31 protein-coding genes and 1 pseudogene are annotated in these 26,685 nt (G+C 68.8%); 24 read left to right on the forward strand and 8 right to left on the reverse strand.

Annotated features, from left to right (window positions below; translation table 11 throughout):
- Positions 1–10: 10 nt before the first annotated feature.
- Positions 11–1,855 (reverse strand): glutathione-regulated potassium-efflux system protein KefC, encoded by a 1,845-nt coding sequence (gene kefC / locus AC1D2O_RS11725; protein WP_478090086.1) that lies wholly within the window; start codon positions 1,853–1,855, stop codon positions 11–13.
- A 2-nt stretch (positions 1,856–1,857) separates the two neighbouring features.
- Positions 1,858–2,496, reverse strand: a complete 639-nt coding sequence (kefF, locus tag AC1D2O_RS11730; protein WP_478090085.1) for a glutathione-regulated potassium-efflux system oxidoreductase KefF — start codon at positions 2,494–2,496, stop codon at positions 1,858–1,860.
- Positions 2,497–2,574: 78 nt separating this feature from the next.
- On the opposite strand from kefF, the gene AC1D2O_RS11735 reads away from it, so the two are divergent.
- Entirely contained in the window at positions 2,575–3,195 is a 621-nt protein-coding gene (locus AC1D2O_RS11735) for a ParA family protein (protein ID WP_478090084.1), read from the forward strand.
- 73 nt (positions 3,196–3,268) lie between these two features.
- Entirely contained in the window at positions 3,269–3,727 is a 459-nt protein-coding gene (locus AC1D2O_RS11740; RefSeq protein WP_478090083.1) for a MaoC family dehydratase, read from the forward strand.
- A gap of 123 nt (positions 3,728–3,850) precedes the next feature.
- Here AC1D2O_RS11740 and AC1D2O_RS11745 read toward each other — a convergent pair whose 3' ends face one another.
- The gene (locus AC1D2O_RS11745) at positions 3,851–4,312 is read right to left on the reverse strand and encodes a tRNA (cytidine(34)-2'-O)-methyltransferase (RefSeq protein WP_442283728.1); all 462 of its coding nucleotides are present in this window, start codon (positions 4,310–4,312) and stop codon (positions 3,851–3,853) included.
- A 118-nt stretch (positions 4,313–4,430) separates the two neighbouring features.
- Entirely contained in the window at positions 4,431–5,147 is a 717-nt protein-coding gene (locus AC1D2O_RS11750; protein WP_478090082.1) for a ComF family protein, read from the reverse strand.
- Between the two features lie 22 nt (positions 5,148–5,169).
- Here AC1D2O_RS11750 and AC1D2O_RS11755 point away from each other — a divergent pair, with 22 nt between their 5' ends.
- The 8 genes from AC1D2O_RS11755 (at position 5,170) to AC1D2O_RS11790 (ending at position 11,504) form a co-directional block, all read left to right on the forward strand.
- Positions 5,170–6,084 (forward strand): biotin synthase, encoded by a 915-nt coding sequence (locus AC1D2O_RS11755; RefSeq protein ID WP_478090081.1) that lies wholly within the window; start codon positions 5,170–5,172, stop codon positions 6,082–6,084.
- A gap of 123 nt (positions 6,085–6,207) precedes the next feature.
- Positions 6,208–6,684, forward strand: a complete 477-nt coding sequence (locus AC1D2O_RS11760) for a DUF2244 domain-containing protein (RefSeq protein ID WP_478090090.1) — start codon at positions 6,208–6,210, stop codon at positions 6,682–6,684.
- A gap of 66 nt (positions 6,685–6,750) precedes the next feature.
- Positions 6,751–7,932: a cytochrome c oxidase subunit II gene (gene coxB / locus AC1D2O_RS11765; RefSeq protein WP_478090080.1), complete on the forward strand. Its 1,182-nt coding sequence runs from the start codon at positions 6,751–6,753 to the stop codon at positions 7,930–7,932.
- A 39-nt stretch (positions 7,933–7,971) separates the two neighbouring features.
- Positions 7,972–9,609 (forward strand): cytochrome c oxidase subunit I, encoded by a 1,638-nt coding sequence (gene ctaD, locus AC1D2O_RS11770; RefSeq protein ID WP_478157043.1) that lies wholly within the window; start codon positions 7,972–7,974, stop codon positions 9,607–9,609.
- Between the two features lie 14 nt (positions 9,610–9,623).
- Positions 9,624–9,734 (forward strand): cytochrome oxidase small assembly protein, encoded by a 111-nt coding sequence (locus AC1D2O_RS11775; RefSeq protein WP_286539281.1) that lies wholly within the window; start codon positions 9,624–9,626, stop codon positions 9,732–9,734.
- Between the two features lie 7 nt (positions 9,735–9,741).
- Complete coding sequence (locus tag AC1D2O_RS11780) at positions 9,742–10,365, forward strand: cytochrome c oxidase assembly protein (protein WP_478086582.1); 624 nt, start codon at positions 9,742–9,744, stop codon at positions 10,363–10,365.
- Positions 10,362–10,571 (forward strand): DUF2970 domain-containing protein, encoded by a 210-nt coding sequence (locus tag AC1D2O_RS11785; protein ID WP_478086580.1) that lies wholly within the window; start codon positions 10,362–10,364, stop codon positions 10,569–10,571. The genes AC1D2O_RS11780 and AC1D2O_RS11785 overlap by 4 nt, the downstream gene beginning before the upstream one ends.
- A gap of 51 nt (positions 10,572–10,622) precedes the next feature.
- Positions 10,623–11,504 (forward strand): cytochrome c oxidase subunit 3, encoded by an 882-nt coding sequence (locus AC1D2O_RS11790; protein WP_478086579.1) that lies wholly within the window; start codon positions 10,623–10,625, stop codon positions 11,502–11,504.
- 71 nt (positions 11,505–11,575) lie between these two features.
- Here the strand turns inward: AC1D2O_RS11790 and AC1D2O_RS11795 are convergent, their stop codons facing one another.
- Positions 11,576–11,797 (reverse strand): twin transmembrane helix small protein, encoded by a 222-nt coding sequence (locus tag AC1D2O_RS11795; RefSeq protein WP_478086578.1) that lies wholly within the window; start codon positions 11,795–11,797, stop codon positions 11,576–11,578.
- Positions 11,798–11,833: 36 nt separating this feature from the next.
- Here AC1D2O_RS11795 and AC1D2O_RS11800 point away from each other — a divergent pair, with 36 nt between their 5' ends.
- Genes AC1D2O_RS11800 through AC1D2O_RS11825 form a run of 6 tightly spaced genes read left to right on the forward strand, consistent with a single transcriptional unit; the run spans position 11,834 to position 16,845 of the window.
- Positions 11,834–12,628: an SURF1 family protein gene (locus tag AC1D2O_RS11800; protein WP_478086577.1), complete on the forward strand. Its 795-nt coding sequence runs from the start codon at positions 11,834–11,836 to the stop codon at positions 12,626–12,628.
- Complete coding sequence (locus AC1D2O_RS11805; RefSeq protein WP_478086575.1) at positions 12,570–13,295, forward strand: SCO family protein; 726 nt, start codon at positions 12,570–12,572, stop codon at positions 13,293–13,295. The genes AC1D2O_RS11800 and AC1D2O_RS11805 overlap by 59 nt, the downstream gene beginning before the upstream one ends.
- 7 nt (positions 13,296–13,302) lie before the next feature.
- Positions 13,303–14,490: a COX15/CtaA family protein gene (locus AC1D2O_RS11810; RefSeq protein ID WP_478086574.1), complete on the forward strand. Its 1,188-nt coding sequence runs from the start codon at positions 13,303–13,305 to the stop codon at positions 14,488–14,490.
- Positions 14,487–15,392 (forward strand): heme o synthase, encoded by a 906-nt coding sequence (gene cyoE / locus AC1D2O_RS11815; protein ID WP_478086572.1) that lies wholly within the window; start codon positions 14,487–14,489, stop codon positions 15,390–15,392. Before AC1D2O_RS11810 ends, cyoE begins: the two co-directional genes overlap by 4 nt.
- Positions 15,393–15,400: 8 nt before the next feature.
- Complete coding sequence (locus AC1D2O_RS11820) at positions 15,401–16,006, forward strand: SCO family protein (protein WP_478086571.1); 606 nt, start codon at positions 15,401–15,403, stop codon at positions 16,004–16,006.
- Positions 16,007–16,011: 5 nt separating this feature from the next.
- Positions 16,012–16,845 (forward strand): DNA alkylation repair protein, encoded by an 834-nt coding sequence (locus AC1D2O_RS11825; protein ID WP_478157045.1) that lies wholly within the window; start codon positions 16,012–16,014, stop codon positions 16,843–16,845.
- 51 nt (positions 16,846–16,896) lie between these two features.
- Here AC1D2O_RS11825 and rpoH read toward each other — a convergent pair whose 3' ends face one another.
- The 3 genes and pseudogenes from rpoH to ftsY form a co-directional block, all read right to left on the reverse strand.
- Positions 16,897–17,838 (reverse strand): RNA polymerase sigma factor RpoH, encoded by a 942-nt coding sequence (gene rpoH / locus AC1D2O_RS11830; RefSeq protein ID WP_478086568.1) that lies wholly within the window; start codon positions 17,836–17,838, stop codon positions 16,897–16,899.
- Positions 17,839–17,952: 114 nt separating this feature from the next.
- Positions 17,953–18,231: pseudogene (locus tag AC1D2O_RS11835) on the reverse strand (Mpo1-like protein); the annotation flags it as partial.
- 17 nt (positions 18,232–18,248) lie between these two features.
- Positions 18,249–19,499, reverse strand: a complete 1,251-nt coding sequence (gene ftsY, locus AC1D2O_RS11840; protein ID WP_478086567.1) for a signal recognition particle-docking protein FtsY — start codon at positions 19,497–19,499, stop codon at positions 18,249–18,251.
- Positions 19,500–19,528: 29 nt separating this feature from the next.
- Here ftsY and AC1D2O_RS11845 point away from each other — a divergent pair, with 29 nt between their 5' ends.
- The 8 genes from AC1D2O_RS11845 to pcp are packed head-to-tail and all read left to right on the forward strand — an operon-like array spanning position 19,529 to position 26,678.
- Complete coding sequence (locus AC1D2O_RS11845; RefSeq protein WP_478086565.1) at positions 19,529–21,001, forward strand: M16 family metallopeptidase; 1,473 nt, start codon at positions 19,529–19,531, stop codon at positions 20,999–21,001.
- 17 nt (positions 21,002–21,018) lie between these two features.
- Positions 21,019–22,392: a M16 family metallopeptidase gene (locus tag AC1D2O_RS11850; RefSeq protein WP_478157047.1), complete on the forward strand. Its 1,374-nt coding sequence runs from the start codon at positions 21,019–21,021 to the stop codon at positions 22,390–22,392.
- A 9-nt stretch (positions 22,393–22,401) separates the two neighbouring features.
- Positions 22,402–23,055, forward strand: a complete 654-nt coding sequence (locus AC1D2O_RS11855; protein WP_478086562.1) for an RsmD family RNA methyltransferase — start codon at positions 22,402–22,404, stop codon at positions 23,053–23,055.
- Positions 23,056–23,101: 46 nt separating this feature from the next.
- Positions 23,102–23,605, forward strand: coding sequence for a pantetheine-phosphate adenylyltransferase (coaD, locus tag AC1D2O_RS11860; protein WP_478086561.1), 504 nt, complete (start codon positions 23,102–23,104; stop codon positions 23,603–23,605).
- Positions 23,602–24,264: a 5-oxoprolinase subunit PxpB gene (gene pxpB, locus AC1D2O_RS11865; RefSeq protein WP_478157049.1), complete on the forward strand. Its 663-nt coding sequence runs from the start codon at positions 23,602–23,604 to the stop codon at positions 24,262–24,264. Before coaD ends, pxpB begins: the two co-directional genes overlap by 4 nt.
- The gene (locus AC1D2O_RS11870; protein ID WP_478086558.1) at positions 24,264–25,307 is read left to right on the forward strand and encodes a 5-oxoprolinase subunit C family protein; all 1,044 of its coding nucleotides are present in this window, start codon (positions 24,264–24,266) and stop codon (positions 25,305–25,307) included. The genes pxpB and AC1D2O_RS11870 overlap by 1 nt, the downstream gene beginning before the upstream one ends.
- Positions 25,297–26,034, forward strand: a complete 738-nt coding sequence (gene pxpA / locus AC1D2O_RS11875; RefSeq protein WP_478086557.1) for a 5-oxoprolinase subunit PxpA — start codon at positions 25,297–25,299, stop codon at positions 26,032–26,034. The genes AC1D2O_RS11870 and pxpA overlap by 11 nt, the downstream gene beginning before the upstream one ends.
- Complete coding sequence (gene pcp / locus AC1D2O_RS11880) at positions 26,031–26,678, forward strand: pyroglutamyl-peptidase I (RefSeq protein ID WP_478086556.1); 648 nt, start codon at positions 26,031–26,033, stop codon at positions 26,676–26,678. Before pxpA ends, pcp begins: the two co-directional genes overlap by 4 nt.
- Positions 26,679–26,685 lie beyond the last annotated feature (7 nt).

Here is a 26,685-nt window from a genome sequence, read left to right on the forward strand (position 1 = left end):
CCGCCCGGGCTCAGGGGAGCTGTTCCTGTTCGGTTCTCTCCGGGTCCCAGGAGCGCCGGCGCCGCTCCTCGCGCTCGCGAGCCATCTGTTCCTGGAACTGCTGCCGGCCCTTCTTCGCGACCGCGATCAGCTTGGCCCGGTCGCCCTTGTAGTGCGGGTAGGTTTCGTGCATCAACTGGATGTTCCGGAAGCGGAAGCGCATCGCGGTCTCGCGCGCCTCGTGCGCCGGCCAGCCCAGCACCTCGAGCACCGAGCGCGCGCTGCGCAATGACGACTCGAAGACCTCGCGTTCGATGAACTCCACCTTGCGATCGAGCAACTGGTAGAGGTGCGTGATGTTGCGCGCGCGCACCACCAGCCGGGCCTGCGGGAAATGCTCCTGTGCCAGGTCGACGATCTTCAGCGACTGCTCCATGTCGTCGACCGCCACCACCAGCACCTTGGCGGTGCCGGCGCCGGCGGTGCGCAGCAGGTCCAGCCGCGTGGCGTCGCCGTAGAAGACCCGGAAGCCGAACTCGCGCAGGCTCTCGATGGTGTCGGGGTCGTGGTCGAGCACCGTGACATCGAGGTTCTGCGCAAACAGCATGCGGCCCATGATCTGGCCATAGCGGCCGAAGCCGCAGATCACCACCTTGGCATCCTGCTGCTCGGAGATCTCCTCCATCGTGGTCGGCGCATGCGCGCTGTAGCGCGGCAGCACCCACTTGTCGATCACCACCAGCAACAGCGGCGAGACCAGCATCGAGAGCGCCACCGCGGCGATCAGGAAGGAGGCCACGCCATGCGGAAGCACGTTGGGCCCGGCGGCCTGGAACACCACGAAGGCGAACTCGCCACCCTGCGCCAGCAGCAGCGTGAACACCGGCCGCTGCTGGTAGGGCACCGCCATCGCCTTGGCCAGGGCGTAGATGACGCCGAACTTGATCAGCAGGAAGCCGATCACCACCAGCGCCATGAGGCCGGGCCGCTCGAGCAGCACGCCGAAGTCGATGCTCATGCCGACCGCGATGAAGAAGAGGCCGAGCAGCAGCCCCTTGAAGGGCTCGATGTCGGTCTCGAGCTCGCGCCGGTACTCGCTTTCGGCCAGCAGCACGCCGGCCAGGAAGGCGCCGAGCGCCATCGACAGGCCGATGAACTGCATCAGCGCGGCGATCGCCACCACCAGCAGCAGCGAGGTGGCGGTGAAGATCTCGGGCGTGTTGCTGCGCGCGATCCAGCGCAGCAGCGGTCGCAAGGCGAGCCGGCCGCCGACCACGATGGCGGCGATCACGCCCACGATCTTGAGCCCCTCGAGCGTCCGGTCCCATCCGGTCATGGCCGGTCCGGCGTCGGAGCCGACGGCCAGCAGCGGCAGCAGCGCCAGGATCGGGATCGCCGCGACGTCCTGGAACAGCAGGATCGAGAAGCCGGCCTGGCCGCTCGGCGTCAGGAGCAGGTTGCGCTCGCCGAACACCTGCAGCGCGATCGCGGTCGACGACAGTGCCAGCCCGAGCGCCGCCACCAGCGACACGCGCCAGCTCGCGCCGGCGGCCCAGCCGGCCAGGAACAGCACCGCGGCGCAGCCCAGGACCTGGGCCGAGCCCCAGCCGAAGATCGGCCGGCGCAGGCTCCAGAGGCGTTTGGGCTCCAGTTCGAGGCCGACCAGGAACAGCATCAGGACGACGCCGAATTCGGCGAAATGCAGGATGTCCTCGACGTTGGTGACCAGGCCCAGGCCCCAGGGCCCGATCGCGATGCCGGCCACCAGGTAGCCGATGATCGAGCCCAGCCCCAGGGCCTTCGACAGCGGCACCACGAGCACGGCAGCGCCCAGATAGATCAGCGAGTTGACGAGCCAGGCCGGTGCGTGCTCCATGCTCAGGCCTCCTCGTGGCCGGCCGGCCGGTCGGTTTCGGGCACCGGGCAGCTGATGCAGGCGTCGAGCTCCTCGAGTTCCGGCCAGTCGGGGTAGCTCTGGAGCCGCTGCTTGAAGACCTCGACGTGCGCCGCCAGTTCGCCCTCCGACGCACGGCGCGCGCCATGGAACAGCAGCGGCGGCAGGAAGCGCATGCCGCACAGCGCGGCGGTCTGCTCGTAGGGCGGCAGGAAGGCGTCGAAGAAGTAGCGGTTGTAGCTCTGTGGGTGGTAGCTGCCCTCGGGCCCGCCGGTGGTGGCGACCAGCCAGCAGTCCTTGCCCTGCAGCGCCTGGCCGCCGGTGCCGTAGGCCCAGCCGTAGTCGAGCACCTCGTCGATCCAGAGCTTCTGCAGCGCCGGCATCGAGTACCACTGGATCGGATGCAGCAGCACCACCAGGTCGGCGCGGGCCAGGCGGGCCTGCTCGGCCTTGATGTTGATGGCGTAGTCGGGATAGCTGTTGTAGAGGTCGTTCACCTCGACCCCGGGCGTGGCCTGGGCCGCTTTCAGCAACTGGCGGTTGACGCGCGATTCGCGCCAGTGCGGATGGGCGGCGATCACGTAGATCCGCGCCGAGCTGTTGTTGTTCGTTGAAGTCGACATGGCGCGAACATTAGCGCACTCCGGCGCGCCCCGCGCGCGGCTACCATGGCGCCTTTGTTCAGCCTGTCGGAGCTTCATATGCCGGTAGTCCTGGTCGCCAATCCCAAGGGCGGAGTCGGAAAATCCACGCTCGCCACCCATATCGCGGGCTATTTCGCCAGTCGCGGACACCCGGTGATGCTGGGCGACATCGATCGCCAGCAGTCGTCGCGGCTCTGGCTCGGGCTGCGCGCTCCCGAGGCGCGCGAGATCCGCAGCTGGGAAGCGTCGGAGGATGGCAGCGTGGTGCGGCCGCCGCGCGGTACCACCCATGCCGTCATCGATACCCCGGCCGGGCTGCACGGATCGCGCTTCAAGGAGGTGCTGGCGCTGGCCGACAAGGTGCTGGTGCCGTTGCAGCCCAGCATCTTCGACATCTACGCCACGCGGGACTTCCTCGACAAGCTGCTCGCGAACCGCCATGCGGCCAAGGCGGAGATCGCCCTGGTGGGCATGCGGGTCGACGCCCGCACCCTGGCCGCTGACCGGTTGCGCGAGTTCGTCGCCAGACTCGACGTGCCGGTGCTCGGCGAGCTGCGCGACACCCAGAACTACGTCCAGCTCGCGGCCCGTGGGCTCACGCTGTTCGACATCGCGCCGGGTCGGGTGCAGCGCGACCTCGAGCAATGGCAGCCGATCACCCAATGGCTGGACGCCTGAGCCCGTGTTTACCCCGAGCCCCCATGTCACGACGTGGACAGGAGCAGCGCCCGCGCGCCGCTAAAGTGAAACGATGAAAAAGACCTTCCAGACCCTTCAGGATCTCGCCGCGTGCGTCGGCCAGGAAGTCGCCGTGAGCGACTGGATCACCATCACGCAGGCCCAGGTCAACCAGTTCGCCGAGGCGACCGGCGACCACCAGTGGATCCACGTGGACGTCGAGCGCGCCAAGGCCGGCCCGTTCGGCGGACCGATCGCGCATGGTTTCCTGACCCTGTCGCTGCTGCCGCGCTTCTATGAGACGGCCTTCGAGGTCGCCGAATCGCGCATGGGCGTGAACTACGGCCTGAACCGCGTGCGCTTCATGTCGCCGGTGCCGGTCGGCGGCCGGGTGCGCGGCCGCATGAAGCTGCTGAGCTCGGAGCCGATCCCCAACGACGGGCTGCAGATGACCTGGGAGACGACCATCGAGCTCGATGGCTCGCCGAAGCCGGCCTGCGTCGCCGAGTCGGTGGTCAGACGGTATAGGTAGCTCGCCCCCAGGTTGGGCTCACTTCGTGTAGCCCGCCCACCCCCTACCGGGGGCAACACCAGCGGCCTGGCAAAGCCAGTTCCGCGGTGTTTCACGAAGGGGGACCGGGCTGCGCCGGTCCCGCTAGCCGAAGCTGTTTTGGCGCCAGGCCTCGAAGACGGTCACCGCGACGGCGTTCGACAGGTTGAGGCTGCGCTGGCCTTCGCGCATCGGCAGGCGCAGCCGCTGCGGGGGCGCGAAACTCTCGCGCAGTTCGGGCGCCAGTCCGCGCGTTTCCGAACCGAACACCAGCCAGTCGCCGGGGCGGAAAGCCACGTCGTGCACCCGGCGCGTGCCGCGCGTCGTGAGTGCGAACATCCGGTCGGCCGGTGGCTGCTGGCTATCGAGAAGCGCTTGCCAATTGGCATGGCGCAACAGCGTCGCGTACTCGTGATAGTCCAGCCCGGCGCGCCGCAGCAGGCGGTCGTCCATCGAAAAACCCAGCGGTTCGACCAGGTGCAGGGTGCAGCCGGTGTTGGCGGCCAGGCGGATCACGTTGCCGGTGTTCGGCGGAATCTCGGGTTCGACGAGGACGATATGGAACATGGCGCGATTGTCGGTTGCACCCAGCCAGCGCTCAGGCCGGCGCCGGGCCGCCCCAAGGCGGCCTGCGGCCCCCTTGGGGGGCAGCGGCCCACACGAAGTGGGGGAGCGTGGGGGCACATTACTCGGGTGGGTCCGTGCGGGCCAGCACGATCGCCGTGATGTGGGCGGCGCCGCCCGCGCGCAGCACGCGGGCCGCCGTGAACAGCGAGGCGCCGCTGGTCATCACGTCGTCGACCAGGACCAGGCGCCGACCATGCAGCGCCGCGGCGCGCAACGGCTCCACGGCGAAGGCGTCGCGCAGGCTGCGCAGCCTCTGCTTGCGATCGAGACCGCTTTGCGGCGGCGTCTCGCGCGTGCGCAGGAGCAGGCCGGGGTCGCATTTGGCCGCGTCCAGCCGCCGCGCCAGTTCGTGCGCCTGGTTGAAGCCGCGTTCGCGCAGCCGGCCAGGCGCCAGCGGCATCGGAAGCAGCAGGTCGGCCCGTTCGAGCGCCGGCTCGACCCAGGGCGCGTTGCGCAGCAGGGTGGCCAGCGGCGCGGCGCGCCCCGCGTCGCCGCGGAACTTGAATTCGGCAATGCATTCCGGCCACGGCCAGGCATAGGCGCAGGCGGCCAGGCAGGCGTCGAGCGGCGGCGGGTGCAGCAGGCAGTCGCCGCACAGCGCGGTTCCCGACGCGACCGGCAGCGCGCAGGTCCGGCAGCGGGGGACCGGCGGCGCGAAGCGCGCGACGCAGGCCTCGCACACCGGCTCCGCGGGCCAGGCGCGACAGACCACGCACTCGCTCGGCAGGCGGGCAAGCAACGACGAGAAAGGCCGTCCGGTCCAGGGCTTGAACATCCCTCAATATACTGAGCGGCCCATGCCCACCGACCCCGCACAGCGCCCGCCGACCATCGATGCCACGGCGGCCGACCGTTGGAGCCGGCTCGCGCCGGCTTCGGAATCGCCCTGGCTGCACGAGGAAATCGGTCGTCGCATGGAGGACCGTCTGCAGTGGATCAAGGCGCGGCCGCGCCACTGGGCCGACTGGGCGCCCCTGCGCGGCGGCCTCGAAGCGCATGCCCTGGTCGCCCGCCGCTACCGCGACGCCGCACCCTTCGTGATCGAGCCCCGGCCCGCGCTGGCCGCCGCGACGGCCCGGTCGCTGACCGCGCCGTGGTGGACCGCGCGGCGCTGGCAAGGCGCCCAGCCCAGCTTCGAGGCGCCGCCGGAAGACGGCGTCGACCTGCTCTGGGCCAACATGGCGCTGCACATGGCGGCCGATCCGCAGGCGCTGATCGCGCGCTGGCACCGGCTGGTTGCGACCGACGGCTTCCTGATGTTCTCCTGCTTCGGGCCCGATACCCTGCGCGAGTTGCGCGCCCTGCACCGGCAGCTCGGCTGGCCGCCCGCCAGCCACGAGTTCACCGACATGCACGACTGGGGCGACATGCTGGTCGGCGCCGGTTTCGCGGAGCCGGTGATGGACATGGAGCGCATCGTGCTCACCTGGGCCAGCGCCGATGCCGCCCTGGCCGAGCTGCGCACGCTGGGGCGCAACCTGCATCCGAGTCGTTTCCCGGCGCTGCGCGGCAAGGCCTGGCGGCGTGCCCTGGGCGCGTCCCTGCCCGAACTCGCGCCGGCCGAGGACGGCGGCGGGCGGATCGCGCTGACCTTCGAGATCATCTACGGCCACGCCTTCAAACCCGCGCCGCGGGTCGCGCTGTCTGCAGAAAGTGCAGTTTCCTTGCGCGAAATGCGTTCCATGCTCCAGCGCGGTCGTGTAAGCAACTGAGTCTGCCCCGGCCGACCCGCTACAATCCGGCGCTGCGTGAACTCCCGGGTATTGTCCCGTGATCGAGGCCTGTCCGACCCCTGTTTGGCAGCGCATCGACGCACCGATTTGCAGAACTCGCCCGTGTCGAATTCCGTGTTTCGTTTTGCCACTGTTTCTGGCCAGAGCATCCACTGGTTCCTGAAGCGCAACTGCTCGGTCACGCCGAGCCAGCTCGGCTGGCTCTATGCGTCGCTCAGCGTGGTGTCGCTCGGTATCGGGACGGTCTTCTGGCTGAACGGCGCGCGGCTCGTGCTGCCGTTCGCATGGCTCGAACTCGCCGCGGTCGGGTTTGCGTTCGTGCTCTATGCGCGGCATGCGACCGACGGCGAGAAGATCGCCTTGCAGGGCGGCAGGCTGGTGGTCGAGCTCGAGAACGGTGGGCACTATGAGCGCACGGAATTCTTGCCGCACCAGGTGCGGGTCGAGCCGCAGGACAGCGATCGTTCGCTGATCGAGGTTTCGGGTCAGGGTCGTTCGGTCAGGGTGGGGCGCTATGTGCGCCCGGAGTTGCGTGCGGCGCTGGCGCGCGAGATTCGCATGGCATTGCGCAGCGCCTGAGGGGGCGAGCGCGGTGTCGCACCGTGGGGACCGGTGGGGTTAACAGGAAATGAAGAAGTGAACACGATGAAGAGCAATTGGCGCAACAAGATCTGGCCGGCGAATCTGCTGCTGGCGGCCGGCGCGGCTTTCAGCGGCGCGGCACACGCGGTCAACGACCTGCCCGGCGGCCCGTCGGTGCGCCAGTTGAACCTGCCCCTGGGCGTCACCAAGATCTCGCAAGAGCAGCACTTCCTGCACAACGTGATGATGGTGCTGTGCACGGTCATCTTCGTGGCCGTGTTCGCGGTCATGTTCTATTCGATCTGGAAGCACCGCAAGTCGGTTGGCCACAAGTCGGCCAACTTCCATGAATCGGTGGTGGTCGAGGTGATCTGGACCATCGTGCCCTTCCTCATCGTGATCCTGATGGCGCTGCCGGCGACCAAGGTGCTGGTGGCCCAGAAGGACACCACCAATTCCGATCTCACGATCAAGACCACCGGCTACCAGTGGAAGTGGGGCTACGACTACCTGAAGGGCGAAGGCGAGGGCCTTTCCTTCATCTCGACGCTCGACAGCTCGCAGCGCGCCATGTCCAACGCCGGCGCCAAGGGCGACATTCCTGACGACTACCTGTTCAAGGTCGACAACCCGCTGGTGGTGCCGGTCAACGCCAAGGTGCGCATCATCACCACCGCCAACGACGTGATCCACGCCTTCGCGGTGCCGCAGCTCGGCGTCAAGCAGGACGCGATCCCCGGTTTCGTGCGCGACACCTGGTTCCGGGCCGACAAGGTCGGCGACTACTACGGCCAGTGCCAGGAGCTCTGCGGCAAGGAACACGCCTACATGCCGATCCACGTGAAGGTGCTCGCGGCGGCCGACTACACCGCCTGGGTCGACGGCAAGCGCAAGGAAGCCGCGGCCAAGCAGGACGATCCGACCAAGGTCTGGACCCTGCCCGAACTGCTGGCGCGCGGCGAGAAGGTCTACGCCGCCAACTGCGCGGCCTGCCACCAGGCCAACGGCCGTGGCGCCGGCCCGATCAAGGCCCTCGACGGCTCGCCGACCGTGCTCGACGCCGATCACCAGAAGCAGGTTCATGTGGTGCTCTTCGGGCAGAACAGCGGCGCCATGCCGGCCTGGAAGCAGCTGAGCGACACCGACATCGCAGCCGTGGTGAGCTTCACCAAGAACAGCTGGTCGAACAAGACGGGTCAGTTGGTGCAGCCGTCCGAAGTGCTGGCCGAGCGCGCCAAGCAATAAGCCGGCGCCCACGACGAAGAGTTTGCAAGGAATACCAAGATGAGCGCAGTCCTCGACCCCCACGGCCACGCACACGGTCACGACGACCACCATCACGATGACCACCACGGCGCACCGGCCGGCTGGCGTCGCTGGGTGTTCGCGACCAACCACAAGGACATCGGTACGCTGTACCTGCTGTTCTCGTTCACCATGCTGATGGTCGGCGGCGTGCTCGCACTGCTGATCCGCGCCGAGCTGTTCCAGCCCGGCCTGCAACTGGTGAACCCCGAACTGTTCAACCAGTTCACCACCATGCACGGCCTGATCATGGTGTTCGGCGCCATCATGCCGGCCTTCGTGGGCTTCGCGAACTGGATGATCCCGCTGCAGATCGGCGCCTCCGACATGGCGTTCGCGCGCATGAACAACTTCAGCTTCTGGCTGCTGATCCCGGCGGCGCTGATGCTGGTCGGTTCGTTCTTCATGCCCGGCGGCGCACCCGCCGCGGGCTGGACGCTCTACGCGCCGCTGACGCTGCAGATGGGCCCCTCGATGGACGCCGGCATCTTCGCGATGCACATCATGGGCGCCTCGTCGATCATGGGCTCGATCAACATCATCGTGACCATCCTCAACATGCGCGCCCCGGGCATGACGCTGATGAAGATGCCGATGTTCTGCTGGACCTGGCTCATCACCGCCTACCTGCTGATCGCCGTGATGCCGGTGCTCGCCGGCGCCATCACGATGACGCTGACCGACCGCCACTTCGGCACCAGCTTCTTCAACCCCGCCGGCGGCGGCGACCCGGTGATGTACCAGCACATCTTCTGGTTCTTCGGCCACCCCGAGGTCTACATCATGATCTTGCCGGCCTTCGGCATCATCAGCCAGATCGTCCCGGCCTTCTCGCGCAAGAAGCTGTTCGGCTACGCTTCGATGGTGTACGCCACCTCGTCGATCGCGATCCTGTCGTTCATCGTCTGGGCGCACCACATGTTCACGACCGGCATGCCGCTCACCGGCCAGCTGTTCTTCATGTACGCGACCATGCTGATCGCGGTGCCGACGGCCGTGAAGATCTTCAACTGGGTCGCCACCATGTGGCAGGGCTCGATGACCTTCGAGACGCCGATGCTGTTCGCGGTCGGCTTCATCTTCGTGTTCACCATGGGCGGCTTCACCGGCCTGATCCTGGCGGTCGCGCCGATCGACACCCAGCTGCAGGACACCTACTACGTCGTCGCCCACTTCCACTACGTGCTGGTGGCCGGCTCGCTGTACGCGATGTTCGCGGGCTACTACTACTGGGCGCCCAAGTGGACCGGCGTGATGTACAACGAGACCCGCGGCAAGGTCCACTTCTGGTGGTCGCTGATCTCCTTCAACATCACCTTCTTCCCGATGCACTTCCTGGGCCTGGCGGGCATGCCGCGCCGCTATGCCGACTACCCGATGCAGTTCGCCGACTTCAATGCGGTGGCCAGCGTCGGCGCTTTCGCCTTCGGTCTCGCGCAGGTCTATTTCTTCTTCTTCATCGTCCTGCCGACGATGATGGGCAAGGGCGAGAAGGCCCCGCAGAAGCCGTGGGAAGCCGCCGAAGGCCTCGAGTGGGAAGTGCCGTCGCCGGCGCCGTTCCACACCTTCGAGACCCCGCCCAAGCTGGACGCGACCGCCACCCGCGTGATCGGCTGAACCTCGAGCGCCTCATGACACCCGAACAGAAGAGGAACAACCGCCGCATGGGGCTCACGCTGGCCTCCATTGCCGTGCTGTTCTTCATCGGCTTCATTGTCCGCATGGTCTGGATAGGCCGCTAAGGGCAGTATGGGCATCGGCCAACGCATCCGCCGCGAGAACGTCCGCATGGTCGGCAAGCTGGCCGTCGTCGCGGCCGGCATGTTCGCCTTCGGCTATGGGCTGGTGCCCATGTACCGCGCCATCTGCGAGATGACCGGCATCAACATCCTGGCCCTGTCCGAGCTGCAGGTCCCGGGCGGTGCGACCGGCGGCGACAAGGTTCGCGTGCCCGACAACACCCAGGTCGACATGAGCCGCACCATCACGGTCGAGTTCGACGCCAACGTGCGCGGCCTCTGGGATTTCAAGCCCGCGCAGCGTTCGATGGAGGTCCATCCGGGCCAGCTCAACACCGTGATGTACGAGTTCCAGAACGTGCAGAACCGCCGCATGGCGGCGCAGGCGATCCCGAGCTACGCGCCGCAGCAGGCCGCGCCCTACTTCAACAAGCTCGAGTGCTTCTGCTTCAACCAGTACACGCTCGACGCCGGCGAGAAGAAGCAGTGGCCGGTGGCGTTCGTGATCGATCCCAAGATCTCCAAGGACGTGAAGACCATCACGCTGTCCTACACCTTCTTCGAGGTCGGCGGCAAGACCCCGCCGGCACCGGTGGCGGCCAATGGCGCCGTCGTCATGGAGCCGCGCTCGTGAGCGCCTCGGATGTCGCGCACAAGGGGTCGCTGTGGCGGACGGTGAAGGCCGTCTGCTGGTCGTTCTTCGGTGTCCGCAAGAAGAGCGGCTACCAGGACGACCTCGCCAAGCTCAATCCGCTGCACATCATCGCGGTCGCCTTCGTCGCCGTCGCACTGTTCGTGACCGGGCTGATCCTGCTGGTGCGCTGGGTGGCCGCAACCTGAACACACACATCCCACAGAATTCGAATCGAGAGAAGAAAGCCAGGATCTGATATGAGCTCAACCACCCACGGCACCACGCCCTACTACTTCGTGCCCGGGCCATCGGCCTACCCGGTCATGGCCGCGACCGGCCTGCTCTTCGTCATCCTGGGCGCGGCCCAATGGATCAATGGCCACCAGTGGGGCGCCTGGTCGCTGCTGGCGGGCATGATCGTCTGGCTCGGCACGCTCTACGTCTGGTTCAGCGCCTCGATCCGCGAAAGCGAAGGCGGCCTGTACGGCCACAAGGTCGACCTCTCGTTCCGCTGGAGCATGAGCTGGTTCATCTTCTCCGAAGTGATGTTCTTCGGCGCCTTCTTCACCGCACTGTGGTGGGCGCGCACGCATGCGCTGCCCGCGCTGGGCAGCCTCGACAACGCGCTGCTGTGGCCCGACTTCAAGGCCGTGTGGCCCACGGCGGCGGTCGGCGTGACCGGTTCGCCGGCCGGCATCGTCGAGCCCTTCCAGACCGTCGGCCCGTTCTGGCTGCCGACCATCAACACCGCGCTGCTGCTGAGCTCCGGCGTCACGCTGACGATCGCCCACCACGCGCTGCGTGCCGGCCATCGTGCGCAGACCATTCGCTTCATGTGGCTGACCGTGCTGCTGGGCTTCAGCTTCCTGAGCGTCCAGGGCTACGAGTACTACCACCTCTACACCGAGCTGAACCTCAAGCTCAGCTCCGGCGCCTACGGATCGACCTTCTTCATGCTCACGGGCTTCCACGGTCTGCACGTGTTCATCGGCATGCTGATGCTGTTCTTCATCACGCTGCGCCTGCGCAGCGGCCACTTCACGCCCGAGCGGCACTTCGGTTTCGAGGGCGCCGCCTGGTACTGGCACTTCGTCGACGTCGTGTGGCTCGGCCTGTACTTCCTGGTCTATTGGCTTTGAGCTTCAGCGACGGCAAAAAAAGAAAGCGCCGCGAGGCGCTTTTTTCATGGATTTCGTGGAACGAGCATCACCTACTTGCCGATCGGGAGGCCCCCCGGCTGGATGTAGCCGAATTTCCACGCCAGCAGGACGCAGAGGAACAAAACGACCGAAAGTCCGATCCGAACCGTGAGCGCGCGCGCCATGCCGCTGCTCTTGGCGCGGCCCTCGCGCCCGTCCCTCAACATGAAGAACAGCGCCACCGCGAGACTGCCCAGGATGCCCAGGAAGGCGAGGGCGACAAGGTATTTCATGACCCACATTATCGGCCGTCGGCGCCGCCCGCGGCCTTGAACGCGGATGTCCCGGACACGGTTCGCGGCCCGCGCACCGGCCGCTTCTGGCTCGTCACCGCTGTCGCCTTGCTGACCCTCGCGGCCACGGTCTCGCTGGGTCGCTGGCAGCTGTCGCGGGCGGCGCAGAAAGAAGCGCTGCAGGCCGAGATCGACGCCCAGAACAACCTGCCGCCGCTCGACCAGGAGGCCTTCCTGGCGCTCGGCGATGCGGCCGCCCAGATGCACCGGCCGGTTCGGCTGCACGGACTCTGGCTGGCGCCGCACACGGTCTACCTCGACAACCGCCAGATGCATGGCGTGCCCGGCTTCTACGTGCTGACGCCCTTCGCGCTCGAAGGCAGCGACCAGACCCTGCTGATCCAGCGCGGCTGGATCCAGCGCAACTTCACCGACCGGACCCGGCTCGAGGCGATCGAGACGCCGGCCGGCCTGGTCGAAGTGACCGCCAGGATCGCGCCGCCGCCGGCTCATCTGCTGGAACTGGGCAAGGCCGATTCCGCCGCGACGACGCCAGCGCCCGCGGGGTCTTCGCTCATCCGGCAGAATCTCGGTCTTGAAGCGTTCCGCGCCGAAACCGGTCTGCCCCTGCGGACCGATGTCTCCCTGCAGCAGACCGGCTCGGCGTCCGAGGGCTTGCAGCGCGACTGGCCGGCCCCTGCGCTGGGTGTCGAAAAGCACTACGGTTATGCATTCCAGTGGTTCGGCCTCTCGGCCCTCGTGGTATTCCTCTATGTCTGGTTTCAATTCATCGCCCCCTTCCGCCGCGCACGCCTTGCCCGCCGTGGCTGACGAGCCGCTCGGCCTGACCGTCCACTCGATGCCGTCGCCGCGCCAGGCGCTCGCGGGCGCCGAAGGCCGGCGCACGGTCCAGGGCCGCTGGAAGATGATCTTCGTGCTGCTGTGCTGCGCGGCACCGGTGGTCGCCTCCTATTTCACCTACTACGTGGTGCGTCCCGAGGGCCGCAGCGTCTACGGCGAGCTGATCGATCCGCAGCGGCCGCTGCCGAACATCGAGGGCACGCAGCCGGACGGCAAGACGGTCCGGCTGCCGTCGCTCAAGGGCCAGTGGCTGCTGCTGACCGTGGCCGATGCGGCCTGTGACGCCCTGTGCGAACAGCAGCTCTATCTGCAGCGCCAACTGCGCGAGAGCCTGGGGCGCGAAAAAGACCGGCTCGACCGCGTCTGGCTGGTCAGCGATGCGCAACCGCTGCCCGAACGCCTGGCCAACGGCCTGCGCGGCGCGACCGTGCTGCGCCTGCCGGCCGCCGAGATCGCGAAGTGGCTGCCCGCGAGCGCGGGCCACGCGCCGGCGGAACACCTCTTCGTGGTGGACCCGCTGGGCAACCTGATGATGCGCTTTCCGGCCCGCATGGACGCCGCCGGCGCCAGCCGCGGCAAGCGCGACCTCGACCGGCTGCTGCGCGCCTCCTCGTCCTGGGACGACGCAGGCCGCTGATCCCGCCATGGACACGACCTCGCTCTACGACCTCAAGCCGATCGCCTGGCTGCTGGCGGTCGGCGTGCTGCTGGCCCTGGGGCCCTTGATCTGGGTCTGGCGGCGCAACGCGGGCGCCGGTGCCGCGCGCCGGCTGCATGCCTTGACCGTGCTCGCCTTGTTCCTGACCTTCGACCTGACGCTGTTCGGCGCCTTCACCCGGCTGAGCGACTCGGGCCTGGGCTGCCCCGACTGGCCCGGCTGCTACGGCAACGCCAGCCCGCTCGGCGCGCGCCACGACATCGCGATGGCGCAAGCCGCGCAGCCGACCGGGCCGGTGACCCACAGCAAGGCCTGGGTCGAGATGGTCCATCGCTACCTGGCCACCGGGGTCGGCTTCCTGATCCTGGTGCTGGCGATCGCGACCTGGGTCGCACGCCGGCGGCAGCGCCTGCCCGACCACCGCGGCGAGCGCGCGCTGAGCGCCTGGTGGCCCGCCGCCACGCTGGCCTGGGTCTGCCTGCAGGGTGCCTTCGGCGCGATGACCGTGACCTGGAAGCTCTTCCCCGCCATCGTCACGCTGCACCTGCTGGGCGCCGTGGCGCTGCTGGCGCTGCTCTGCATCCAGGCCGTGCGCTACCAGCAGGCGGCGCTGCAGCGCCTGCCCACGGCCCTGCCGTCGGCGTTGCGCACGCTGCTGATCGCCACCACCGCGCTGCTGGGCCTGCAGATCGCCCTGGGCGGCTGGGTCAGCACCAACTATGCCGTGCTGGCCTGCACCCAGTTCCCGACCTGCCAGGGCAGCTGGTGGCCGCCCATGGACTTCGCCCAGGGCTTCGAGATCTGGCGCCATCTCGGCGAGACCACCGCCGGCGCCCCGATCGACTTTGCCGCGCTCACCGCCATCCACTACGCGCACCGCCTGATGGCCTACCTCGTGTTCGCCGCCATCGGCCTGCTGGCCTGGCGTCTGTATCGCATCGAGCCGCTGCGCGCCCAGGCGCGCTGGCTCGCTGTGCTGGCGCTGCTGCAACTCGCCAGCGGCCTCGGCAACGTGCTGCTCGGTTGGCCGCTCGCGGCGGCACTGCTGCACACCGGCGGCGCCGCGGCGCTCGCGGTGGTGCTGACCTGGACCTTGTGCGAAAGCCGTCGCGAGGGCGCCCGCAGTGCGGCCGGCGCCGGCGCCCGTGTTCCCAAAATGGAGGTGGCCCGATGAGCGCCCCCGTGTCTGTTCCCGTCCCGACCACCGCCAGCGTGCTGCGCCAGTTCTATGCGCTGACGAAGCCGCGCGTGGTGCAACTGATCGTCTTCTGTGCCCTGATCGGCATGGTGCTCGCGGTCCCCGGCGTGCCGACCTTGGCCGACCTGCAGCAGGGCGCGCTGGCCTGCCTCGGCATCTGGCTGGTCGCCGGTGCGGCGGCGGCCTTCAATTGCCTGGTCGAGAAGGGCATCGATGCCAAGATGAAGCGCACCGCCTGGCGGCCGACGGCCCGCGGCCAGCTCAGCGACCGGCAGGCGCTGAGCTTCTCGGCGGCGCTGTGCGCGGCGGGCTCGGCCCTGCTGTGGTTCACGGTCAACCCGCTGACCATGTGGCTGACCTTCGCGACCTTCGTCGGCTACGCGGTGATCTACACCGTGATCCTGAAGCCGCTGACGCCGCAGAACATCGTGATCGGCGGCGCCTCGGGCGCGATGCCGCCGGTCCTGGGCTGGGCCGCGATGACCGGCGACGTCGGCCCCGAGGCGCTGATCCTGTTCCTGATCATCTTCCTGTGGACGCCGCCGCACTTCTGGGCCCTGGCCCTCTACCGGGTCGAGGACTACCGCAAGGCGGGACTGCCGATGCTGCCCGTGACCCACGGCAATGAGTTCACGCGGCTTCAGGTGCTGCTCTACACCTTCATCCTGTTCGCTGCCTGCCTGATGCCCTTCATCTACGGCATGAGCGGCTGGCTCTACCTGGTGGTCGCGATCGGCGTCAGCATCGGCTTCACCGGCTATGCCTTCGCGCTGTGGCGCCACTATTCCGACGCGCTCGCACGCAAGACCTTCCGCTTTTCGCTGATCCACCTGAGCGTGCTGTTCGCCGCGCTGCTGGTCGACCACTACCTCCGATGATCGAACCCATGAACAAGCGGCAATTGCTCCAAACCCTGGCCTGGACCGGCGTCGCCGCGTTCGCGGGCGTCCAGCTCGCGGGTTGCTCCGAAGCCAAGCCCAGCTTCCATGCGATCGATATCACGGGCGCCGACTACGCCAGGGATTTCTCGCTGGCCGATGCCGACGGCAAGACTCGCACGCTGGCCGACTTCAAGGGCAAGGCGGTGGTGCTGTTCTTCGGCTATGCCCAGTGCCCGGATGTCTGCCCGACCACCATGAGCGAGATGGCGCAGGTCAAGCAGCAATTGGGTGCCAATGGCGACAAGCTGCAGGTGCTGTTCGTCACCGTGGACCCGGCGCGCGACACGCCGGAAGTGATGAAGGCCTACATGGGCGCCTTCGACCCTTCCTTCGTCGCCTTGATCCCGACGCCCGACCAGCTCGCGGCGCTCGCGAAGGACTTCAAGGTCTACTTCAAGAAGGTCGACGGCAAGACCCCGACGAGCTATTCGATGGACCACTCGGCGGCCAGCTTCGTCTACGACCCGCAGGGCCGGCTGCGGCTCTACGCGCGCTATGGCGCCGGCGTGGCGCCGATGGTGGCGGACCTCCAGGCCCTGCTCAAGTCCTGAGCGCCGTGGCCTCGGTCGATCACTTGCTGCAGCGCAAGGGCGCCTTCCGCATGGCGCTGATCCCGCCCGAGGTGCTGGAGGCACTCAACGACGGCCTGCTCGAGACCGTCAATCTCAACGAATTCATGGCGCTGGAGCTGCCGAGGCTGGCGCGCAGCGTGGCCGCGCAGATCGGGCTCGATGCGGCCAGCGAACGCCTGGGCGACACCTTCGCAATGCTGGCAGCCTTCAAGCCGATGCAGCGCCACGGCCACATCGCGCGGGCGCTCTACGACCTCACGGCCGCGCATCCCGAGCGCGACGCGGTGGCCCATCGGCTGGCCACCCATCCGAGCGACGTGGCGCGTTGCTGGGCGACGCAGTGGATCCCGATGTCGGGCCTGTCGCTGGCCGGGCAACTGGAGGCCACCCGGCGCTTTGCGGCCGATCCGCATTTCGGCGTGCGCGAGATGGCGTGGATGGCGGTGCGCGACGCGACCATCCGCTCGCTCGACGAGGCCCTGGAGCGGTTGCAGCCCTGGACGGCGGACCCGGACCCGAACATTCGCCGCTTCGCCAGCGAACTGACTCGGCCGCGCGGCGTCTGGTGCGCCCAGATCGAGCGCCTCAAGGCCGAGCCCTGGCTCGGCCTGCCGCTGCTGGAGCCGCTCAGGTCGGACCCCAGCCGCTATGTCCAGAACTCGGTCGCCAACTGGCTCAACGACGCGAGCCGCACGCAACCGGACTGGGTCGAAGCCACCTGCGACCGTTGGCTGGCCGAGAGCGACTCGGCCGAAACCGGCTACATCGTGCGTCGGGCGTCGAGGACGCTGGCGAAGCGGGCGCCCGAGGCGGCCTGAAAAAGAAAAGCCCGGCACGGGGCCGGGCTTGATGCGAGGGAGAAGGGCGCTTCAGGCGTATTCGGCCAAGGCCTTCTTCATTTTCTTCATCGCTGCCACCTCGATCTGGCGAATGCGCTCGGCGCTCACGCCGTAGACCGCAGCCAGGTCGTGCAGCGTCATTCCGCCCGAGCCGTCGTCGTTGACCTTGAGCCAGCGCTCCTCGACGATGCGGCGGCTGCGCTCGTCCAGGGCTTCCAGCGCGGTCGAGATGCCGTCGGTCGACAGCCGGTCGCGCTGCCGCGATTCGAGCTGTGCGGTTGGCTCCTGCGTGGCGTCGGCCAGATAGGCGATCGGGCCGAAGCCGTCGTCGCCGTCGTCGGACGGGCTCGGATCGAGCAGCACGTCGCCGCCCGAGAGCCGGGTTTCCATCTCGAGCACTTCCTCGGGCTTCACGTTCAGCCGCGTGGCCATCTGCGAAACCTCGTCCGGGCTCAGCGTCTCGCGGTGGGTGCCACCGTCGGCGGCGGCCGAATCGGCCTTGAAACCCTGCTTCATCGAGCGCAGGTTGAAGAACAGTTTGCGCTGGGCCTTGGTCGTCGCGACCTTGACCATGCGCCAGTTCTTCAGGATGTACTCGTGGATCTCGGCCTTGATCCAGTGCATGGCGTAGCTCACCAGCCGGACGCCCTGGTCGGGATCGAAGCGCTTGACGGCCTTCATGAGGCCGACATTGCCTTCCTGGATCAGGTCGCCGTGCGGCAGGCCATAACCCAGGTATTGGCGGGAAATAGAGACGACAAGGCGCAGATGCGACAAGATGAGCGCACCGGCGGCTTCGAGGTCGTTGTCGTCGCGCAGTTTGCGCGCGAAGCCCTGCTCCTCTTCGAGCGTCAGCAAAGGCAGGCGGTTGGCTGCCGAGATGTAGGCGTCCAAGTTACCCAGCGGCGGCACCATCGACCAGGGATTGGCGACGGCGAGCTGGTTGGCAGAGGCTCCAGACAGTGTTGTCATTCGGGAAACTCCTTCTTTCATGGCCATATTAGCACTCGGTTAGAGGGAGTGCTAAGGCAAGGGTTCCCCCTTATTTTCTATGGGGTCGATAGCCTGGGCCACAAGCCTCCAGGCCTACCAGCGGAGGCCGAGACGCTCGAAAAGCCTGGACAGTACGAACAGCGGGCCGACCCAGAGGTATTGGATGTCCTCGAAGAAGGAAGGTTTCCGGCCTTCGATCTTGTGGCCGATGAACTGGAAGATCCAGGCCACCACGAAGATGACGGCGGACACCGGCAAAACAAGATCGCCCATCGCGTGCACCAGCGCCAGCAGGGCGACCGTGCCGACCAGCATGGTCGCGAGGAAGGCCGGGGAGCGCAGCGTCGCGTAATAGACCAGGCTGGCCGCCACCGAAGGCCGCTGGCGCGCTATCCGAGCAATGCCTGGGCGAATTCGCGGGCGTCGAAGGTTTCCAGGTCCTCGAGCTTCTCGCCGACGCCGATGAAATAGACCGGGATCGGCCGTTCGCGCGCGATCGCGCACAGCACGCCGCCCTTGGCGGTGCCGTCGAGCTTGGTCACGACCAGCCCGGTCAGGCCCAGCGCCTCGTCGAAGGACTTGACCTGCGCCAGCGCGTTCTGGCCGGTGTTGCCGTCGATCACCAGCAGGACCTCGTGCGGCGCCGTGGGGTCGGCCCGGTTGACGACCCGCTTGATCTTCTTGAGTTCGTCCATCAGGTGGATCTGGGTCGGCAGCCGGCCGGCGGTGTCGACCAGCACCACGTCCTTGCCGCGCGCCTTGCCGGCGTTGACCGCGTCGAAGCTCACGGCGGCCGGGTCGCCGCCTTCCTGGCTCACGATCTCGACCGTGTTGCGGTCGGCCCAGACCAGCAATTGCTCGCGCGCCGCGGCCCGGAACGTGTCGGCCGCGGCCAGCAGCACCGAGGCACCTTCGTTGGCCAGGTGCTTGGTGAGCTTGCCGATCGAGGTGGTCTTGCCGGCGCCATTGACGCCGGCGACCATGATCACGGTCGGCGTGTGCTCGCCGATCACCAGCGATTTCTCGAGCGGCCGCAGCAGGTCGGTGATCGCGTCGGCCAGCAGCAGCTTGACCTGCGCGGCGTCGGTCGCCATCTGGCTCTTGACGCGGCGGCGCAGGTCCTCAAGCAGGTGCTCGGTGGCCTTGACGCCGGTATCGGCCATCAGCAGCGCCTCCTCCAGTTCCTCGTAGAGCGCATCGTCGATCTGCGCGTTGACGAAGGCGGCGGTGATGCTGTTGCCGGTCTTGCGCAGGCCATTGCGCAGCTTGCCGAGCCAGCCGCTGCGCTCGGGCGGGGGCGCAGGTGTCGGGGCCGGCGCCGGAAGCGGCGCCGATGCGGGAGGAGGGGGGGGGGCCGGCACTTCCACCGGTGCAGGGGCGGGGGCCATCGGCGTTGGCGTCGGCGCTGGCGCGGTCACGGGTGCCGCTGCAGGTGCAGGCGAAGGCGAAGGCGAAGGCGCAGGTGCAGGTGCAGGTGCCGCCACGGGTGCCGGCGCAGCCGCCGGCTTGCCGCCGAACCAGCTGGAGGGCGAAAAGACCGATTTCGGGGCTGCCGCAGGCATTTCGGCCGGCGGGGCCGCAGGCTCGGGAACCGGCGCCGGGCTCTCGGCCGCAGGTTTTTTCTTGAAGAAACTGAACATTGGGCGCTTTTTACAATCCGAGCCATTCTATGAAACACCCCTTGCCACGCCGCGCTGCGTCGGGTGCGGTGCTGGCTTCGGTGCTGATGGCGCTGGCTGGCCTGCCCGCCCTGGCCCAGAACGCCCCCGCGCCTGCCGATCCCGCCACCACTGCGACCGCCGCCACAGCGCCGGTCCCGGCCCAGCAGTTCACGCTCTCCAATGGCATGACCCTGATCGTCAAGCCCGACCGGCGGGCCCCGACCGCGGTCCAGATGCTCTGGGTCCGGGTCGGATCGATGGACGAGGTCGACGGCACCTCGGGCGTCGCGCACGTGCTCGAGCACATGATGTTCAAGGGCAGCAAGAACCTGAAGCCCGGCGAGTTCTCGCGCCGCGTGGCCGCGTTGGGCGGGCGCGAGAACGCCTTCACCACCCGCGACTACACCGGCTACTACCAGCAGATCCCGGCGGAGCAGCTGGAGCAGGTCATGAAGCTGGAATCCGACCGCTTCGCCAGCAACCAGTGGCCCGACGACGAGTTCAAGCGCGAGATCGAGGTCGTCAAGGAGGAGCGCCGCATGCGCACCGACGACCAGCCGCGCGCGCTGCTCGGCGAGCAGCAGAACGCCGCGATCTTCACCGCCTCGCCGTACCACCGTCCGGTGGTCGGCTGGATGAGCGACCTGGAGTCGATGACGCCGGCCGACGCCCGCGCTTTCTTCCAGGCCTGGTACGTTCCATCCAACGCGGCGATCGTCGTCGCGGGCGACGTCGATGTCGCCAAGGTGCGAGCCCTGGCCGAGAAGTACTACGGCTCGATCCCGGCGCGTGCCGTGCCGCAGCGCAAGCCGCGCACCGAGCCCGCGCAGCGCGGCGTGCGCCGCGTCGAATTCAAGGCGCCGGCCGAGCAGGCCTACGTGTCGCTGGCGTTTCGCACGCCGCAGATCGGGACCGGCGACACCTTCGACAGCGCCGCGGAAAGCGACGCCTATGCGCTGGTGGTGCTGTCGGCCCTGCTCGACGGCTATCCCGGCGCGCGGCTCGACCGCGCGCTGACGCAGGGGCCGGACCGCGTGGCCGATTCGGCCGGTGCCTACGGGGGCTTCGTCGGCCGCGGGCCGCAGCTGTTCGTGCTCGACGGCGTCCCGGCGGCGGGCAAGACCCCCGAGGCGGTGGAGGCCGCGCTGCGCGCGGAGGTCGCGAAGGTGGCGCGCCAAGGCGTCGGCGCGGCCGAACTCGCCCGCGTCAAGACCCAGTGGGTGGCCAGCGAAACCTACAAGCTCGATTCGGTGATGGCGCAGGCGCGCGAGCTCGGCAGCAACTGGGTGCAGGGCCTGCCGCTGGACGCCAGCGAACGGATCATCGCCCGGCTCCAGGCGGTCACGGCCGAGCAGGTGCAGGCGGTGGCGGCGAAGTACTTCGGCGACGACCAGATGACGGCCGCCACCCTGCGGCCCCTGCCGCCCGAACCGAACCGCCGGCCGCGCGGTTTTGCAGCGCCTGCGGGCGAGCTGCGTTGAAAGAAGGCTGCATGTCCATGTTCGATTCCCGAGACTTCGCCCTGCGCACCTTGCTGGCCGGCGCCGCCATCTTCTTCGGCGCCGCCGCCCAGGCCGCCATCCCGATCCAGCACTGGAGCCTGCCCAGCGGCGCCAAGGTCTACCTGGCCGCCACCAACGCCCTGCCGATCGTCGACGTCCAGGTCGACTTCGACGCCGGCGGCCGGCGCGACCCGCCGGCCCAAGCCGGTCTGGCCTCGGTGACCGCGGCGATGGTCGAGAAGGGCATTCGGGCCCATGGGAGTCCCGCCGCCGGGCCGCCCCAAGGGGTCAATGAACCGGCACTGGACCAGAATGCGCTGGGCGAGGCCTGGGCCGACCTCGGCGCCAGCTTCGACGCCGGCGCCGGCTCCGACCGCACCAGCTTCACCCTGCGCACCCTGTCCGATCCGGTGCTGCTCGACAAGGCGGTGCGGCTCGCCGCGCGCGAGATCGGCGAGCCGGCGTTTCCGGAAGACGTGTGGAAGCGCGAACGCGAGCGCCTCAACGCCTCGATTCGCGAGGCCAATACCAAGCCCTCGACCCGGGTTGAGCGAGCCTTTGCGCAAGGCGTCTACGGCTCGCATCCCTATGGTCTCGACACCACCGAAGCCACGCTGGCGCAGATCGACGTCGCGGCCATGCGCGCGCGCTACGAGCGCCTGATCGTGCCCTGCCGCGCCAAGGTCAGCATCGTCGGCGCGGTCACGCGCGCACAGGCCGACGGCATCGCCACCACGCTGCTGTCGCGGCTGCCCGCGGGGGGCGCCTGCGCCGAACTGCCGGCCGTGCCCGAGGTGCAGCCGCTGGCGGCGCCGAAGGACGAGCGCATTCCCTTCGACTCGGCCCAGGCGCACGTGCTGATCGGCCAGCCCGGCTACCGCCGCGCCGACCCGGACCACTTCGCGCTCACGCTCGGCAACTACGTGCTCGGCGGCGGCGGCTTCGTCTCGCGCCTGACCGAGCAGGTGCGCGAGAAGCGCGGGCTGGCCTACAGCGTCTACAGCACCTTCTCGCCGGCGCTGCACGCGGGCGCGTTCCGCATCGGCTTCCAGACCCGGCCCGACCAGGCCGCCGAAGCGGTGAAGGTCTCGAGCGACGTGCTGGCGAAGTTCGTCGCCGAGGGCCCGACTGCGGCCGAACTCAAGGCCGCCAAGGACAACCTGATCGGCGGCTTTCCGCTGCTGCTGGACAGCAACCGCAAGCTGCTGGGCAATGTCGCGAACATCGCCTGGAACGACCTGCCGCTCGACTACCTCGACACCTGGACCGCGCGCATGAACACGATCACCCAGTCCGACATCAAGGCCGCCTTCGCCCGCAAGCTGCAGCCGGAGAAGATGGTGACCGTGGTCGTGGGCGGCAGCCGTTAAGCTCCGGGTGTGAAACCGAAGCCCAGAACACCCGCCCCCACCGCGCCTGCCAAGCCGAGCAATCTCGCCAAGGCGCCCCATTTCGTCCGCATCATCGGCGGCCAGTGGAAGCGAACCCGCCTCGCGGTCGCCGACAAGCCGGGCCTGCGGCCGACACCCGACCGGGTGCGCGAAACCCTCTTCAACTGGCTCGCCAGCCTGGCCGGCGTGGGCGGCGGCGAACTGCCGGGCTGGCAGTGCGTCGACGCCTTTGCGGGCACCGGCGCGATCGGCCTCGAGGCCGCTTCACGCGGCGCCGGCTCGGTGCTGCTGTGCGAGCAGGACCCGGCCCTGGTCGCCCAACTGCTGGCGCTGAAGACCAAGCTCGGCGCCGACGCGGTGCGTGTCGAGCGCGGCAACGGCGTCACGACGCTCGAGCGCGTGCCCGCCGGCAGCCTGCATGCGGTGTTCCTGGATCCCCCGTTCGAGAACCCGGCCCTGTACGAACCGGCCCTGCGCGCGGCGGTGCGAGCCCTTCGGCCCGAGGGCGTGGTCTATCTCGAGGCGGCGCGGCGCTGGAGCGATGACGAACTCGCCGCGCTCGGCCTGGTGGCCTACCGCTACCTGAAGGCCGGTGCGGTGCACGCCCATCTTCTCCGGCCCGCGGCGAGTGCCGCTGCATAATCCGCCGGACCGAGCCACCAGCGGCCGAATCAAGGAGGAAGCAACCATGTCCAACAACGTGATCGCGGTATACCCGGGCACCTTCGACCCCATGACACTGGGCCACGAGGACGTGGTGCGGCGCGCCACCCAATTGTTCTCGCGGGTCATCGTCGCCGTGGCGGCGGGACACCACAAGAAGGCGCTGTTCACGCTGCAGGAGCGCATCGACATGGCGCGCGATGCGGTCAAGCCCTACAGCGACCAGGTGACGGTCGAGAGCTTTTCAGGCCTCTTGCGCGACTTCGTGGTTGCCCGCGGCGGCAAGGCGATGGTGCGCGGCCTGCGCGCCGTGACCGACTTCGACTACGAGTTCCAGCTCGCCGGCATGAACCGCTCGCTGATGCCCGAGGTCGAGACCGTGTTCCTGACGCCCAGCGACAAGTACCAGTTCATCTCGAGCACCTTCGTGCGCGAGATCGCGATGCTCGGCGGCGAAGTGGACAAGTTCGTCTCGCCCAACGTGCAGGACAGCCTGCTCGCCAAGGTCCGCAGCCTCGGCCGCGAATGAGCGCGGCGCCGCCGCCCCGGCTGCTGGCGCTGGGCGAAGCGGCGCTGCTGTGCGAGCTGCCGGCGCCGGCGACGCTGGCGCAGCAGCAGCGCATCTGGGCGCTGGCGACGGAGGCCTTGCAGTGGCACGGCGTGCACGAGGTGCTGCCCGGCATGAACAACCTGAGCCTGTTGTTCGATCCGGCACAGATCGATGCGGTCGAGCTCGAGATGCAGGTGCTGTCGGCCTGGCCGCAACTGGCCGCGGCCGGGATCCAGGGGCGGCGCATCGAGATTCCGGTCGCCTACGGCGGCGAGGCCGGACCCGATCTGGGCGAGGTCGCCAGGCACACGGGCCTCTCTCCGGCCGAGGTCGTCCGACGCCATAGCGCGGGCGACTATGTGGTCTACCTGCTCGGTTTCCTGCCCGGCTTCGCGTTCATGGGCGGCCTCGCGCCCGAGTTGGCGACGCCGCGGCGTGCCGAACCGCGGGTCGCGGTGCCGGCGCGATCGGTGGGCATCGGCGGCGAGCAGACCGGCATCTATCCGCTGGTCTCTCCGGGCGGCTGGCAACTGATCGGCCGCACCTCGCTCGAGATGTTCGACCCGCGCGCCGCCGAGCCGACCTTGCTGCGGCCCGGCGACCGGGTGCGCTTCGTGGTCGAAAGCATGGAGGCCTGATGGCGGTCAGCGCTGGGCTCACGGTCCTGCGGCCGGGGATGCTGGCCTCGGTGCAGGACCTCGGCCGTCCTGGCCATCGGCAGCTCGGCATCTGCCCGGGCGGAGCGCTCGACACCCTGGCGCTGACTCTCGCCAACCGGCTGGTCGGCAACCCGGAGGGCGCCGCCGGGCTCGAGCTCACGATGGGCAGTTGCGAGATCCGCTTCGAGGCCGCGACGCGCATCGCGATCGCCGGCGACGACTTCGGCGCCGCGCTCGATGGCGTGCCGCTGTGGCCTTGCTGGAGCGTGCCGGTGGCTGCGGGGCAGGTGCTCAAGCTGGCGGGCGCCAATCGATCGAGCCTCAAGAAGGGGCTGCGCACCTGGCTGGCGGTCGCCGGGGGCATCGATGTGCCGGTGATTCTCGGTTCGCGCAGCACCGACCTCAAGGCCGGCTTCGGCGGCCACCAGGGGCGGGCGCTCAAGAAGGGCGACCGGCTGACGCTCGGCGTGCCGCTGCTGGACGCGCAGCGCCTGTCGCGGCGCGCGTTCGGCGTGCGCGGGCCGCAAGCGAGCCTGGACGGCGTCGATGGCGCGACCGTGCTGCGCGTGATGGCGGGCCCCGAGTTCGAGCAGTTCACGATCGCTTCGCGTGAGGCGCTGTGGCGGGGGCCCTGGCGCATCACGCCGCAGAGCAACCGCATGGGCAGCCGGCTCGAGGGCTTCGAACTCAAGAGCAGGCGCGCCGTCGACATGCTGTCTTCCGGCGTGATCCCCGGCACGATCCAGGTGCCGCCCTCGGGGCAGCCGATCATCCTGATGGGCGACGCCCAGACCACCGGCGGCTATCCGCGCATCGGCGTGGTGATTCGTGCCGATCTCTGGAAGCTCGCGCAGGCGCCGCTCAACGGCCGGCTGCGACTGCAGCAGGTGGATTCGGCGGCAGCGCTCGCGGCCTGGGACGAGCGCCAGCGCTACCTCGCGCAGGTGGCGCAAGGCCTGGTGTCCGCAGGCTGGATCGCGCCGGCGCAGAATCGGGCCGAAGGAGAAAACCATGCAGATTGACCTCAACGCCGACCTCGGCGAAGGATGCGACAACGACGAGGCGTTGCTGGGCCTGGTCAGCTCGGCCAACATCGCCTGCGGCTGGCACGCCGGCGACGCCCGCACCATGCAGCAGTGCGTGCGCTGGGCGATTGCCAACGGCGTCGCGATCGGTGCCCATCCGAGCTTTCCGGACCGCGAGAACTTCGGCCGCAGCACCATGAACCTGCCGCCCGACGAGATCGTCGCCGGCGTGCTCTACCAGATCGGCGCCCTGGCGGCGATCGTCAAGGCCGAGGGCGGCACGCTGGCGCACGTCAAGCCGCACGGCGCCCTCTACAACCAGGCGGTCAAGGAGCCGGCGCTGGCCGAGGCGATCTGCGAGGCGGTGCGCCGCTTCGATCCCTCGCTGCGCTACTTCGGCCTGGCCGGCAGCGGCATGATCGGCGCCGCCGAGCGCGCCGGCCTGGTGCCCGTGGAAGAGGTCTTCGCCGACCGCGGCTACATGCCCGACGGCAGCCTGGTGCCGCGCAGCCAGCCCGGCGCGCTGATCGACGACGAAGAGCAGTCGCTGGCCCAGACGCTGTCGCTGGTGCGCGATCACCGGGTCCGCGCGATCGACGGCAGCACGGTCGCGGTCAATGCGCAGACCGTCTGCCTGCATGGCGACGGCCCGCACGCGCTGGCCTTTGCGCGCCGCATCCGCGAGCGCCTCGCGGCCGAAGGCATCGAGGTGGCGGCAACATGAACGTTCTGCTGACCGGCTTCGAGCCCTTCGAGCAAGAGGCGATCAACCCCTCCTGGGAGGCCGTGCGCGCGCTCGATGGCTGGCGCCTCGACGGCGCCGTGGTGCACGCGCGCCGCATCTCCTGCGTATTCGGCACCGCCCTGCGCGAACTCGATGCCGCCATCGACGAGCTGCAGCCGCAACTGGTGCTGGCCATCGGCCTGGCCGGTGGCCGCAGCGAGATCACGCCCGAGCGGGTGGCGATCAATGTCGACGACGGCCGCATCTGCGACAACGCCGGCTGCCAGCCGATCGATGTGCCCGTGGTGGCGGGGGCTCCCGCGGCCTATTTCTCGAACCTGCCGATCAAGGCCATGGTGCGCGACCTGCGGGCCGCCGGAATTCCGGCCGCGGTGTCGAACACGGCCGGCACCTTCGTCTGCAATCACCTGTTTTTCGGCCTGATGCACCGCATCGCGACCCGGCCGGAGGCGGGGATGCGCGGCGGCTTCATCCACATTCCCTATCTGACCGGGCAGGCGGCTCGGCTGCCGGGGCAGCCGAGCATGGCGCTGGAGACGCTGGTCGCCGGACTGCGCGTTGCGATCGCCACCGCCCTGTCGGTTCGCGAAGACGTCCTGGAGACCGGCGGCCAGCTCCACTGAGGCGGCT

It is taken from the genome of Variovorax sp. P1_G12, assembly GCF_056405555.1.

Bases quoted from the DNA above. Each gene is read 5' to 3' on its own strand.
- kefC (WP_478090086.1), bottom strand. From the start codon at position 1,855: ATGGAGCACGCACCGGCCTGGCTCGTCAACTCGCTGATCTATCTGGGC.
- kefF (WP_478090085.1), bottom strand. From the start codon at position 2,496: ATGTCGACTTCAACGAACAACAACAGCTCGGCGCGGATCTACGTGATC.
- AC1D2O_RS11735 (WP_478090084.1), top strand. From the start codon at position 2,575: ATGCCGGTAGTCCTGGTCGCCAATCCCAAGGGCGGAGTCGGAAAATCC.
- AC1D2O_RS11740 (WP_478090083.1), top strand. From the start codon at position 3,269: ATGAAAAAGACCTTCCAGACCCTTCAGGATCTCGCCGCGTGCGTCGGC.
- AC1D2O_RS11745 (WP_442283728.1), bottom strand. From the start codon at position 4,312: ATGTTCCATATCGTCCTCGTCGAACCCGAGATTCCGCCGAACACCGGC.
- AC1D2O_RS11750 (WP_478090082.1), bottom strand. From the start codon at position 5,147: ATGTTCAAGCCCTGGACCGGACGGCCTTTCTCGTCGTTGCTTGCCCGC.
- AC1D2O_RS11755 (WP_478090081.1), top strand. From the start codon at position 5,170: ATGCCCACCGACCCCGCACAGCGCCCGCCGACCATCGATGCCACGGCG.
- coxB (WP_478090080.1), top strand. From the start codon at position 6,751: ATGAAGAGCAATTGGCGCAACAAGATCTGGCCGGCGAATCTGCTGCTG.
- ctaD (WP_478157043.1), top strand. From the start codon at position 7,972: ATGAGCGCAGTCCTCGACCCCCACGGCCACGCACACGGTCACGACGAC.
- AC1D2O_RS11775 (WP_286539281.1), top strand. From the start codon at position 9,624: ATGACACCCGAACAGAAGAGGAACAACCGCCGCATGGGGCTCACGCTG.
- AC1D2O_RS11780 (WP_478086582.1), top strand. From the start codon at position 9,742: ATGGGCATCGGCCAACGCATCCGCCGCGAGAACGTCCGCATGGTCGGC.
- AC1D2O_RS11790 (WP_478086579.1), top strand. From the start codon at position 10,623: ATGAGCTCAACCACCCACGGCACCACGCCCTACTACTTCGTGCCCGGG.
- AC1D2O_RS11795 (WP_478086578.1), bottom strand. From the start codon at position 11,797: ATGAAATACCTTGTCGCCCTCGCCTTCCTGGGCATCCTGGGCAGTCTC.
- AC1D2O_RS11805 (WP_478086575.1), top strand. From the start codon at position 12,570: ATGTCTGGTTTCAATTCATCGCCCCCTTCCGCCGCGCACGCCTTGCCC.
- AC1D2O_RS11810 (WP_478086574.1), top strand. From the start codon at position 13,303: ATGGACACGACCTCGCTCTACGACCTCAAGCCGATCGCCTGGCTGCTG.
- cyoE (WP_478086572.1), top strand. From the start codon at position 14,487: ATGAGCGCCCCCGTGTCTGTTCCCGTCCCGACCACCGCCAGCGTGCTG.
- AC1D2O_RS11820 (WP_478086571.1), top strand. From the start codon at position 15,401: ATGAACAAGCGGCAATTGCTCCAAACCCTGGCCTGGACCGGCGTCGCC.
- rpoH (WP_478086568.1), bottom strand. From the start codon at position 17,838: ATGACAACACTGTCTGGAGCCTCTGCCAACCAGCTCGCCGTCGCCAAT.
- ftsY (WP_478086567.1), bottom strand. From the start codon at position 19,499: ATGTTCAGTTTCTTCAAGAAAAAACCTGCGGCCGAGAGCCCGGCGCCG.
- AC1D2O_RS11845 (WP_478086565.1), top strand. From the start codon at position 19,529: ATGAAACACCCCTTGCCACGCCGCGCTGCGTCGGGTGCGGTGCTGGCT.
- AC1D2O_RS11850 (WP_478157047.1), top strand. From the start codon at position 21,019: ATGTTCGATTCCCGAGACTTCGCCCTGCGCACCTTGCTGGCCGGCGCC.
- coaD (WP_478086561.1), top strand. From the start codon at position 23,102: ATGTCCAACAACGTGATCGCGGTATACCCGGGCACCTTCGACCCCATG.
- pxpB (WP_478157049.1), top strand. From the start codon at position 23,602: ATGAGCGCGGCGCCGCCGCCCCGGCTGCTGGCGCTGGGCGAAGCGGCG.
- AC1D2O_RS11870 (WP_478086558.1), top strand. From the start codon at position 24,264: ATGGCGGTCAGCGCTGGGCTCACGGTCCTGCGGCCGGGGATGCTGGCC.
- pxpA (WP_478086557.1), top strand. From the start codon at position 25,297: ATGCAGATTGACCTCAACGCCGACCTCGGCGAAGGATGCGACAACGAC.
- pcp (WP_478086556.1), top strand. From the start codon at position 26,031: ATGAACGTTCTGCTGACCGGCTTCGAGCCCTTCGAGCAAGAGGCGATC.